General features: G+C 61.9%; 8 protein-coding genes. 2 read left to right on the forward strand and 6 right to left on the reverse strand.

The window, feature by feature from the left end; all coding sequences use genetic code 11:
- Positions 1–1,023: a prolyl oligopeptidase family serine peptidase gene (locus XW59_RS25140; protein ID WP_047148776.1), complete on the forward strand. Its 1,023-nt coding sequence runs from the start codon at positions 1–3 to the stop codon at positions 1,021–1,023.
- Between the two features lie 22 nt (positions 1,024–1,045).
- Here XW59_RS25140 and XW59_RS25145 read toward each other — a convergent pair whose 3' ends face one another.
- Entirely contained in the window at positions 1,046–4,939 is a 3,894-nt protein-coding gene (locus XW59_RS25145; protein ID WP_246666214.1) for a Mur ligase family protein, read from the reverse strand.
- A gap of 712 nt (positions 4,940–5,651) precedes the next feature.
- Here XW59_RS25145 and XW59_RS25150 point away from each other — a divergent pair.
- On the forward strand, positions 5,652–6,305 hold the full coding sequence (locus XW59_RS25150) for a hypothetical protein (RefSeq protein ID WP_047148657.1): 654 nt from the start codon (positions 5,652–5,654) through the stop codon (positions 6,303–6,305).
- Positions 6,306–6,496: 191 nt separating this feature from the next.
- On the opposite strand, the gene XW59_RS25155 is transcribed toward XW59_RS25150, so the two are convergent.
- Genes XW59_RS25155 through XW59_RS25175 form a run of 5 tightly spaced genes read right to left on the reverse strand, consistent with a single transcriptional unit; the run spans position 6,497 to position 11,705 of the window.
- Positions 6,497–8,263 (reverse strand): NAD(P)/FAD-dependent oxidoreductase, encoded by a 1,767-nt coding sequence (locus XW59_RS25155; RefSeq protein WP_082137824.1) that lies wholly within the window; start codon positions 8,261–8,263, stop codon positions 6,497–6,499.
- A gap of 52 nt (positions 8,264–8,315) precedes the next feature.
- On the reverse strand, positions 8,316–9,338 hold the full coding sequence (locus XW59_RS25160) for a branched-chain amino acid ABC transporter permease (protein WP_246666215.1): 1,023 nt from the start codon (positions 9,336–9,338) through the stop codon (positions 8,316–8,318).
- Positions 9,335–10,186 carry a branched-chain amino acid ABC transporter permease gene (locus XW59_RS25165; protein ID WP_246666225.1) on the reverse strand — a complete coding sequence of 284 codons (852 nt, stop codon included), beginning with the start codon at positions 10,184–10,186 and terminating at the stop codon, positions 9,335–9,337. The genes XW59_RS25160 and XW59_RS25165 overlap by 4 nt, the downstream gene beginning before the upstream one ends.
- Positions 10,187–10,222: 36 nt before the next feature.
- Complete coding sequence (locus XW59_RS25170) at positions 10,223–10,954, reverse strand: ABC transporter ATP-binding protein (RefSeq protein WP_047148661.1); 732 nt, start codon at positions 10,952–10,954, stop codon at positions 10,223–10,225.
- A complete protein-coding gene (locus tag XW59_RS25175; protein ID WP_047148662.1) occupies positions 10,947–11,705 on the reverse strand; it encodes an ABC transporter ATP-binding protein in 759 nt (252 codons plus the stop codon). The genes XW59_RS25170 and XW59_RS25175 overlap by 8 nt, the downstream gene beginning before the upstream one ends.
- Positions 11,706–11,711 lie beyond the last annotated feature (6 nt).

An 11,711-nucleotide genomic window follows, 5' to 3' on the forward strand; every position in this document is an offset into this window, starting at 1 on the left:
ATGCTGAGGCTTTTGAGGTGGTTCCTCGTCTGGCTCGCGATTCCGGGCGCATCCCACGGCGCGTCCGAGGACGATCCCCGGCTCGGCCCGTTTGAGAAGCCTCGCCCGAGAGAACTCGTCACCGTGCGCGGCCAACAGACTTTCAACGCCTATGAAGCATTGTACGGCTCCTTCAGCTCACGCGCCCAATGCGCCGAGGTCCCGAACGCGCTTTGGATTGAAGTCGACGGCAAGGGCGACTGCATCAGGTTTTATGCCGAGGGCCTGAACGATGACCGGAATGCGGAGGTTCTCGTCTATTTCGGCGGCGATGTCATCCTGCGCACGTCCAAGGGTGTGCGGCTGGTCTCGCCCGGCTATTTCAGGCAATCGCCGGACGGTATCCATACCGACATGGCGCAATGGTCGAGGCAGGCGCGCATGCCCGCGATCTATCTGGCGCGTCCGGGCACCCATGGCTCGTCGGGCGACCACAATCAGCGCCGCTATCGGCGCGAAGTGGCGCTGATGGACCAGGCGCTGGAGATGATCAAAAGCCGCTATGGCATTTCCTCCTTCATACTCACGGGCCAGTCCGGCGGTGGCCATATGGTCGCGTCGCTATTGAACAGGCGCTCGGACATCACGGCCGCGGTGATCTCTTCCGGCCTCGTCTCGGTGAAACGGGTGATGAACTATTGGGACAGGCGGCGGACGATTCCCGGCTGGCTTCTCTACGACGCCAGCGAGTTCTACGACCCGGCCGACGAAGTCAGTAAAATCCGTAGCGCGCCCGCGCCCGGGATCTATGTGATCTCCGATCCGGAGGATCACGTCGTTCCCTTCCTGAGTCAGCTACACTATGTCCGACGGTTGCGCAGGGCCGGCTTCGAGCCCCAGCACATCTACGCGCATGCGACGGACAGGAAGCGGCATGCCCTCGCCCGCCATGCCCGCCTCGCAGCGGCATTGATCGCGCGCGGCGAGGACATGAAGTCCATCAGGCGAGCGCTGGACGAACTCGACCTTGAAGGAATGGAATGACTTTCGACTGCCTGATCGGCATTCAGGAGGCGTAAGCGTCCATCAGCGTGCGAACGGCTTCGTCGCGCTCGGCCTTGGTTGCCGCGCCGAGAATGACGGCGACCCATCGCCGCTCACCCCGCAGGGCGGAGAAGACGACATTGTTGCCGTGCCCGGCAAGCGTACCGGTCTTCAACCCGTCGGCGCCGTCCACCTGCGACAGCAGCCTGTTCGTGTTCGGGTACTGCTTGCCCTTCCATTCGAAGACACGCTGCGCGCACAGCCTGGACACGTGCGGCTGATGGCCGATCACGTGCCGCGCGAGCGCAAGCACGTCCTTCGCTGTCGACCATTGCCGCCGACCCAGCCCGCTTGGCGTGGCAAAACGTGTATTCTCCAGACCCAGCTCCGCCGCCCGTGCGTTGAGTGCGGCTGTGAAATTCTCGATGGAGCCGCTGTGCCATTCCGCGAGCGCGTTGGCGGCCTCGTTGGAGCTAACGATGGCGGCGGCGTGCATCAGCGTATCGATCCCGACGCGCTCGCCAGCCTCAAATCCCCACCAACTGTTCACGTTCGCTGCCCTGGGCGAAACCTCGATCATCGTCTCGCGCGAAATGCCAAGGGCCCGCAACCTCTCCTCGACCAGGCACAAGGTCACCAATTTGGTTATCGAAGCCGGCGCGCGCGCCTCGTCTTCGCGCTGCGCGAAGACCACCCTGCCCTCCTTGCCGTCATAGAGCAAGCCGCTCAGGCCTTCCGGCCGTCGCATGCGACGGCCAGGTGCGCCAACGGTCGGAATTGGCGCGGATAGCCCCGTCGCCCTTTCCTTCATCCATGCCACGACCCGGTGGATGCCGGTGCTGTTCGAGCCTTTGAGCAGCACCACGTCGTCGTCGGCCAACTCCTCGCGCAGCGCAGACTTCAGTTCGTTGAGCGAGCTTGCGTGGCGACCACGGCGAGCAGGCGGCAGCCTCTCCCAGAAGCCGGCATAGAGTTCACCCATTACATAAACGCGGTCGATCGCCTGGCTTTCGACCAGTGGCGCCAGCTCCGTATGGAGAGATTGCGCCCCGGGGCCAAGTTCCGCCATTTCACCCAGGACCGCGACCCGCCGCCGGGTATCTCCCTTGTCGCCAAGATGCTCGATGGCCGCCCGCATGGAGCCTGGATTGGCATTATAGGCATGGTCGATGACGGTCAGGCGCAGCCCGTCCATCATCAGATCGAACTCCTGGCCGCGCCCGGATATGGCGGCGAAGTCCTCGATCCGCTTCAACGCCGGCTCCAAGGGGTAGCCGAGCGCGGCAACGGCGGCGAGTACGGCAAGACTGTTGAGCGCCATATGCGAGCCGGCCGCTCCAAGCCGGTAGATGATCTCCCGTCCAAGCGCACGGGCGATCACACGTTGCTCGACCGCGTCGTAGCCGAGGAGCTGGAAATCGCTCTGCGGCGCGGTGCCATAGTGGACGATCCTGAGGCCCCTCGCCTCGGCCGCACCACGGACGATGCCCCATTCCAGCATGTCGCGGTTGAGAACGGCCACGCTTCCCGGCGACATGCCGAGGAAGATCATGCTCTTGGTGCGGGCAATGTCCTCTATCGTGCTGCTTTCTCCCAGATGAGCCGGCTGGATATTGGTGAAGATGGCGATATGCGGGCGCGCGATGAGCGCGCTTTTTTTCATTTTCCCGATTGCCACCTCCAGCACCACATGCGGCATGCTCCAGCCGATCGAGGCAAGATTCCAACTCACGCCATGCGGCAGGTTCGCATTGTGCGCGCTCTTCGCGGACTGGCCGTAAGGCTGGAGCGCATCGGCCAACATAGCCACAGCCGTGGTCTTACCGGCGCTTCCCGTGACCGCAAGCACCTTGCCCGTCATCCGTGTGCGCGCATATTCGCCCATTGCGAGGATAGCGTCGCCCGGGTCGGCGACATGCAGCACCGGCAGGCCGGGAAAATTCTCGCGCGCGCTCACGTCGCTGGTTATCACGCCGGCCGGAGGCGGCTGCATCCGCCGGATCGCGCCGACAGACACCCCCTTTTCTTCCTCGCCGCTTCGAGCGGCCACCAGATTTCCCGGCTCCATGGCCGGTGCATAGATGCACAGGCCACTGGCCGACCAGCCGGGCGGTGGTTCTGTCAGCCATGTGCCTCGTGTCGCCTGCTCGATGTCGGCGGCGTTCCAGTCCGGCGTAGCCTCGACCCTGGCATGTAGTTGATCCCGCGTCCGCGTCGGCTCAGGGAAATCGGCGGCGGGTTCCAGTCGGTCTCTCCCAGACTTGAGATATTTCAGATAAGCCACGAAGCCCGACAGGTAGTGCTCGACGTCGTCGATGCGGATCCGGAAGGCATGGTGGCGGATGAAGAAGCTACCGGCGATCTTGCCCGGATTGGCGAAATACATCGCAAGCTCCGGCCAGAAATGACCATTGAGCAGATAGTGCGCCCGCGCATGCAGCGCGCGATGGAATTTGCCAAGATCGACCTTGTCGAGCAGATGGTGAAGATCGGGCTCAGCTCGCAGGCGGCTGACCATCTGCTCGGCAGCCATCATCAGTTCGAGGAGTGTCGGGAACGTCGTTATGCGTTCGATAACGAAGTCCAGATAATCGACGAAGTTGCGGATTCCGAAATCGTAATAGGCTTCGAGCGGCCTGTAGCGCGTCAGTTCATTCACGCAGTAGCCGAGCCAATGGTCGTGCGCCTGCCAATGCTTGGCGGCAATGAAATGGCTGAACGCCTTTTCCACTGCATCCAGCCACCGCGCATCGCGCGTAAGGCCGTAGAGGCGCATCAGCCCGAAGGCGGCCTCGCCATCGTAATAGATGATACGGAACTCCTCCTTGACCGATAAGGAAGGATAGTTGAGCACGTGGCTGAACTTGCCGCTGTCCGGATCCTGCATATGCAGGATCCCTGTCGCAAGCCGCTCAAGCAGCTCGAGATGGTCGCTTCTTCCGGTCAGCTCGCTGTACCTGACGAGCGCCAGCAGGCAAACGGCGTTGCCGCCCAGTTTGATTTCGCCATTCTCCTCGACGAGAAACGCGGCCCCAACGCCGGATGGAAGCTCGACCTGCCTGATGAGCTCGTGCGTGAGATAGTGAAGCGCCTTGTCGATCGCCGCCTTGAGCGCGTCGTCGCGCGTCACCTCCCACGCCTCGATCATCGCATAGAGCGAGCTCGCGTGCCGCAGGCAGTTGTAGGTGTCGATCCTGCGGTCGAAGCAGGGATGCCAGCCATAGTGGAAACGCCCGCTCGGCCGCACCTGGCTCGCCAGATACCTGCTTCCGCCCGCAACCAGTTCCTCGACATGTTCGGGCTCGAGCCGCTCGATGATGCGCCGACCCGCATTCAGACCCGCACCGGGGAGGAGGTAGACCTCGCAAGTCCCCGCGCTCGCGAAGGCGCCGCGCGCCGAGAACAGCTGCACCTCGCCATCGTCCGAGAAATCGACATCGGACAGCTTGTGGCGGATGCCTGCGTAGCGAGCGAAATTCTTCGTGTTCAGGACCGCATGCGCGACCGTCGTGCCGCCATAGAGCATCGCATTGGCGTTCAGCTCGGTCTCAAGGAAGGCATGCTTGAAACCAGCATCCAGCGACAGGCCGCAGCGGAAATAGTTGCGTTTGGTCCGTTCAAGATGCTGGCGTAGTGTTTTCCACGTCAGCGTCCTTGCGGTCTCGACCCAATCCACGCGCAGCCATTCCACCGTCATCCTCGCGGCGGCAGCGGCTTTCTCGGCACGCCCGACGCCGATCTTCCAGGCATCCGCGAAGGTTGTTGCCGTGGCAGTGACGACCGCGGCCCTGCTTTGCCCATCGCTCAACGAGAAGAAGAGGACGAATGCCGGCCACGGGTCTGCCAGCGGTTTGACCTGCTGCTCGATCTGGGGGCGCAGTCGCGCAAGCAGAACGGGGAGGCTTGCAACTTTCAAATGTAAAGCATCCATGTCCATGCACGTTTTGGCAGCATCGCCAGTAGGTGCCAAAAATTCAACAAAATAATCGCCACAACGTAAACTTTGTCCACGGACCAAGGCCTTGGTTTGGTTGATTGATTCAATGTTTACTCAATTCGATTCCACGACAGCCGCAAGCCGCCGTGCGGTCTGTCCATGCTTCTATCCCGGATCGACTGAGGAGATTCACAATTGCGCCGGCCTCCGCGCCTTGTCTCGTCGGTGGCGGGATTACGTTTCGCCAATGACGAGGGCGCATGAAACTGCTATATTTTATACCGAAGCGTGAGCGGGTCGCCGAAACGACCGCCGTGCCACGCGTTTCACAGCCGAGGCCGTCCGGGGAGCGGGTCGCCAGTGCGCAGACGGCTCGATCCTGCCGGACAGTCCATGGAAGAATACCGCAAATGCTTGATGCCAGGGCACCGCGACCGGCTGCTTGCCCTTGAAGTTTCCCCCGTTCCAGAGAACCAGGATCATCATCGAGAACCCGTCAAGGCACTTCCAGCTGTCCAGGCCATACCCGGCGCGCCGAACGCCAGCGCCGGATTCATGATAGTTCGCAAGGCCGTTACAACCATGGCGCAGCATCCGCCGCCATCCGCGCCTCCTGGCGTTTGCTTCTTCGGGCCGATCCGACCCGAACATTCATATCGATCGATAATTCAAGACCCTCCATGTCGCGACAATGAGCAACCCTAACGACGAGTATGATCGCTTCCTCTCAGGGCTTGGGGGGGATTGCGTTCTTTGTGGTTCGAAGAAAGCCTTCGCCTGGCTGGACAAGGACGAGATCGACGCAGGCTATGAATCCCGTCACGAGACCACGCATTTCATCTGGCTCGGCGAAGACACGGGTGACCGCCCGCAGGGCTTCGTCTGTGACGCATGCATAGACCGGCTGGTTTTGGATGAACGGATCGAAGCCTATTACAGCGATCTCAATGGCCCCCTCGCCGACATTTCGAACAAAGCGGCCCTGAAGGCCCATGAACTTGGAGCCCAGCGCATGCGAGCGCTCCTCGCCCTGCCCTTCGATGCGTCGGGCCTGGTTTCACCGGAAGCTTTCGCAGCACTGCCGCCGGCACTGCGCTGCTATGGTGGAAACGAGCCCGCTCCAATCTGGAACATCATCCTCGACTTCGTAGGCTACACGGCCTCCCGGGACGATCCCGAGGGTTCAGGTCGCCAGCACGCCCTGGCCAGGGCTGCGATCGGAATGCTGCGAGGCGTGGAATTCACCGAAGCCGCGAAAACATGGGTTTCCGAGCGATCGAAACAGCTCCGGAGCCGGAACGGCACGCAAACACCGCCGGGCGATGAACCGGAGCCCGAATGGTAAGCCCGAGGGTCCCCACCCTCGCTCGATCTCATATCACCGCCGGTAAAAGCAATCTGCTGTGCCGCCGGCGATGCGCAAATCGGAAATGTGCGCGACGAACATTCATCGACCGTCTGGCGACGGCCGCCTCCTTGTGCGCGCTGGACGACAAGGGACGTTGAGATTGTCGGGCGCCCATCCCGGCCTCTCGATCATTTAAGGTCGCGCAGTTCGGCAACTATCTGCAGCGCCAGCAGCTTCGAGTAGGTTCGCGACTGCGGCACCCCTCCCAACTGCAGCCACAGGCCCTTCTGCCCCGTTGGCCGCCAAGCACGCCGCAATTCACCGCCTTCGTCCCAGCCCCATACCTTGCCAACCTTGTCGGCAACGTCATCGCCGAAATAACTGCGCACATCTGCTTCCTGATTCAGATAGCCAGTCGCCAAGACGATCACGTCGGCCGATAGCAGGCTCCCATCATCAAGACGTGCGCCACCCTTCTCGTATCCAGTGATCTTGTCGTTCTGGATAAGCTTGATACGTCCGTCGATGATGTACTCGGAGGCGCCCACGTTGAGATAATAGCCGCCGCCACGATGCAGGTAGTTGGCGAAGTATCCACCCCCCAGGTAACCCGGATCGGTGCGGAAACCGACCTTCTCCAGGCCCTCAAGCAGATCCTTGTCCATCTCCGTGACCATGCGCGAGAAATCACGATAGCTGGCAAGGGTGGCATCGAAATTGTTCGCGATCGACACGACATCGACCTCATCAATGGAACGGCCCTCCTTGTACAATGCGTAGATGAGATTGGCCGGGTCGATGTTGACGACCGTGGTTGGACTACGCTGGACCAGCGTCACCTCACAGCCGCGCTGCGTCAATTCGAGCGCGACGTCGTGCCCGCTCGTGCTGGTGCCAATAACGATAGCCCGTTTGCCTCGATAGTCATCGGTCGGGCGTACATCGGCCGAATGCACGGTGGTTCCGGCGAAGCTGTCTAGTCCCGGCAGCCGTGGATAGTTTTTTCGGCCCGAAACACCGCCGGTCGCCAGCACCACATGCCTTGGACGCACGGTACGCTGTGATCCGTCGGGCATGCATAGCCGCGCGCTCCAGGTGCCTGCCTCCTCGTCATATTCCGCGCCCTCGAAACGCACCGACGTCCAAACCGCCAGTTCCATCGCCAGCGCATAAAATTCCATCCAGGCGGCATACATGTCCTTGGGTAGGTAAGCCGGCCAAGTCCGAGGATAACTCACATACGGAAAGTCGATCGTGTAGATCTCGTTATGTAGTTGGAGCGTATGGTAACGGTTACGCCAGACGTCACCCACGCGTGGGAGGGATTCGATCACCAGCGTGCGTACGCCCATGGCCTTCAGACGGGCCGCGATCATCAATCCGGAATGCCCCGCGCCAACCACCAGCGCTTCCGGCTCCTCCGTGTCGAACCTGCTGTCTTGTTCCAGACGGTCGAGCCAATTGTCACCTTCGGCATGCACAGCCACCCGCTCTGGACGATGTTCGCCAACCGCCTCGGGATACCCATCGAGTGTTTGCAGCGAGGTCATCAGCCCCCACGCCCGGTAGACGCCATCGCCGCCTTGTTCGAGCCGCACCACGCCACTACCCGCGCCGATTCTTGCGCGGAAGGCCACGATGACCTCGATCACCCGCCTGCCCGATCGCGTCAGGTGACGCGGGGCGCTATAGCGCGGATCGATTGCAAAACCATGCACACCCCGCTCCGCGCCTTCCGAGATCAGAGCGGCAGCGATTGTCTTGCGGCCACTCAACGACCGGAAATCCCACTGGTGCGCGAGCAAATCGCGCCAATATCCATCCTCCGTCAGCAGAGCCTCAACGCCGGCTTGGTCTTTGGCCTCGAGAGCGGAAGTGAAGCATTCCAGCCAGTCCTCGGCTATCCGGCGTTCCTGTGCGCAGTCGGCAATGGTATTTTGCACGGTCTTGTTCATCAGTTTCCTCCTGCAGCGCTGGTAAGGGGAGTTTGTCTGTCCGACGCTGGGTTCACCGCATGCGACGTGCGAAAAGGTGCTTCATCAAGCCCACGATCCCTTGCTTGAATGCCAGTACGCACAGGATGAAGATCAGGCCCTGCACCACCGTCACCCAGGCACCGAAGGGCGACAGGAAGTATTGCATCGACACGATGATGCCGGCGCCGATCACGGGACCAAACAACGTGCCGATGCCACCAAGCAGCAGCATCAGAATGGGTTCGGCCGTCGTCGTCAGATGCAGGTCGGTCAGCGTCACCACCTGCATGACGATCGCCTTCAGCGAGCCGGCAAGCCCAGCCAGCCCCGCGGAGATGACGAAGATAAGCAGCTTGTAGCGGCGCGCGCTGTATCCGAAGGTCTGTGCCCGTGCTTCGTTGTCCCGGATCGCCTGAAGCACGCGGCCGAAGGGGGATGTCATCACCCGGTGGACGAAGAGCAACGTCAAAAGCAGCACGACGGAGACGAAGACGTAGAGGTTGGTCGTGTCCTGCAGGTCGACGACACCGAACAGCACACCGCGCGGGATTGGCTGCAGCCCGTCCTCGCCGCCGGTGATCTGCGGGTTCTGCAGTGCGGCGAAATAGACGAGCTGCGCCAGGGCCAGGGTCACCATCGAAAAATAGATGCCGAGGCGGCGGATCGCGATCGCGCCGAACAAGGTCCCCAGCACCAGCGATGCCGCCGTGCCGGACAGGATCGCCGCCTCCGGCGGCCAGCCGAGGCGCGCGGCGACGTAGCCGGCCGTGTAGGCTCCAAAGCCGAAATAGGCCGCATGCCCAAAAGACAGCAGACCACCATAGCCCAACAGCAATCCGACCCCGGAGGTAAGGATGGCGAAGCACATGACCTTCATCAGGAACACTGGGTAGACGAACTGCGGCAGGATCGCGAGCAGCACCGCCAGCACCAACAGGAGTTGCCACGTCAGAAGGTCCGTGTGTCGCTCCCGGCGCACGACCGGTGCCGCGAAGTCTGCTCCAGTTGCTGGCGGACTGACCCTAGAATTGTCGAGGACGGGTTGAACGGTCACATCTGCCTCCCGAACAGGCCGTAGGGGCGGACCATCAGCACCAGGATCATGATGATGAAGATCACCATACTGGCGGCTTCCGGATAGAAGATCTTGGTTAGGGCCTCGATCACGCCGAGCATGAACCCGGTGACGACGGCCCCGAGAATCGATCCCATGCCGCCGACCACGACGACCGCGAAGGCGATGATAAGCAACTCGACGCCCATCAGCGGGTTTACTGCATAGATCGGCGCAGCCAGCACGCCCGCGAAAGCGGCAAGTGCTGCGCCCAGGCCATAGGTCACGGTGATCAGCAACGCTACATTGACGCCGAACGCACCGACCAGATCGGGGTCTTCCGTGGCCGCGCGAAGGTAGGCTCCGAGGCTGGTCTTCTCGATCATCAGCCAGATGATCAGGCACACGGCGATCGAAGCCGCCAGCACCCACAGCCGGTAGTTCGGCAGGTACATGAAGCTGAGACGCAGCCCGCCGGCCAGTTCGGGCGGCACGCGATAGGGTATGCCAGCCGATCCGAAGGCGATCTGGAAGCCGCCTTGCAGCACCATCGCGATGCCAAAGGTCATTAGCAGGCCATAGAGGTGGTCAGCCTCAGCGAGGGGAGCGATCAGCGTACGCTCGATCGCGATGCTGATCACACCCGTGATGACGGGCGCCAGCAGCAGTGCCCACCAATAGCTCAGGCCGAAAAATTCCAGCAGCATCCAGGCGATGAATGCGCCAACCATATATTGGGCGCCATGCGCGAAGTTCACCACCCGCAAGAGGCCGAAAATAACCGCCAGCCCCAGGCTGAGCATCGCATAAAACGCGCCGTTGAGTAGCCCCAGCAGCAACTGGCCCATAAAGGCGCTCGGCGAGATGCTCAAAAACTCCATATCCTAAACCCCGAGATAGCGTTTCAGCCTGCCGATGTCCGAACCAGCGGCGCCGGCTGTCTGGAAACTATCGACAACTCGTCCATGCTCGATCACGTGGAAGCAATCAGTGACCGACCACGCGAACTGGACGTTCTGTTCAACGAGGACGATGGTGTATCCGCGCTCGCGAAGTTTGCGCAGCATGGCGCCGATCTGTTCGATGATGACGGGAGCCAACCCCTCTGTCGGCTCGTCCAACAGCACCAAGGGCGCCCCGGCGCGCAGAACCCGCGCGATGGCCAGCATCTGCTGTTCGCCACCTGAAAGCCTGGTTCCCTGGCTACTCATGCGGCGTTCGAGATTGGGAAAGAGCTGGAAGATCTCGTTCCTGCTCAGTGAGGCTTTACCGACGACCGGGGGCAGCATCAGATTCTCATGGACGCTGAGACTGGCGAAGATGCCGCGGTGTTCCGGGACGAAGCCGACACCGCGCCGGGCGATGTCGCGTGATTTGAGGCGGATCGTCTCCGCATCCTCGAGCACGACCGAACCGGTGCGTTTCTTTATCAACCCCATGATTGCGCGCAAGGTGGTGCTCTTGCCGACCCCATTACGCCCGGTCAAGCTGATCACTTGCCCACGCGAAACATCGAAGCTGATCCCATGCAGAACATGGGATTCGCCGTACCACGCATGCAAATCATTGACGGCAAGCAGCGGCGCTTCGGCCTGACGCTGGACAGCCTCACCCATGTCCACCGCTCCCGATATAGGCCTCGATCACCGCCGGATCTGACGACACCTGCGCGTAGGAGCCCTGCGCGAGCAGTTTGCCCTGCGCCAGAACCGAAATTTCCTGCGCGAGCGAGGCGACGACGGAAAGGTTGTGTTCGACCATCAGGATGGTGCGCGACATGCCAATGTCGCGGATCAGCTCGGCGATCCTGTCGATCTCCTCGGTGCCCATACCGGCCATCGGCTCATCGAGAAGAAGGACTTTCGGGTCGAGCGCCAGCGCCGTCGCCAGCTCCAGCGCACGCTTGCGGCCATAGGAAAGCTGGCCCGCCGTATCAGCGGCGCGGTCGGCCAGCCCGACGCGGTCCAGCAGATCGATCGCACGCGCGTTCAGCCGATGCATGGTGCGGCCGGAACGCCAGAACGCCATGGTGCCCGGTTCGCGGCGGTGCAGCGCGATGCGCACGTTCTCCAGCAGGCTGAGGCTTGGGAAGATCGCGGAAATCTGGAACGAGCGTATCAGGCCCAGATCGGCAACGGTTTCGGGCGACAGCGTGGTGATGTCGCGACCGTCGAAGCGGATGGTGCCCGATGTGCCCGGCAGGAAGCGGGTCAGCAGATTGAAGAACGTCGTCTTGCCGGCCCCATTCGGCCCGATGAGCGCGTGGATCGTCCCCTCGCGGATGCCGAGCGTTATTCCGTCCACGGCCCTGAACGCTCCGAACGACCTGACGAGGTCCTCGCAGGACAGAATGTAGGTGTCAGCCATTCGTCT

This window comes from Aquamicrobium sp. LC103, from assembly GCF_001014615.2.
Lineage (GTDB): Bacteria > Pseudomonadota > Alphaproteobacteria > Rhizobiales > Rhizobiaceae > LBCQ02.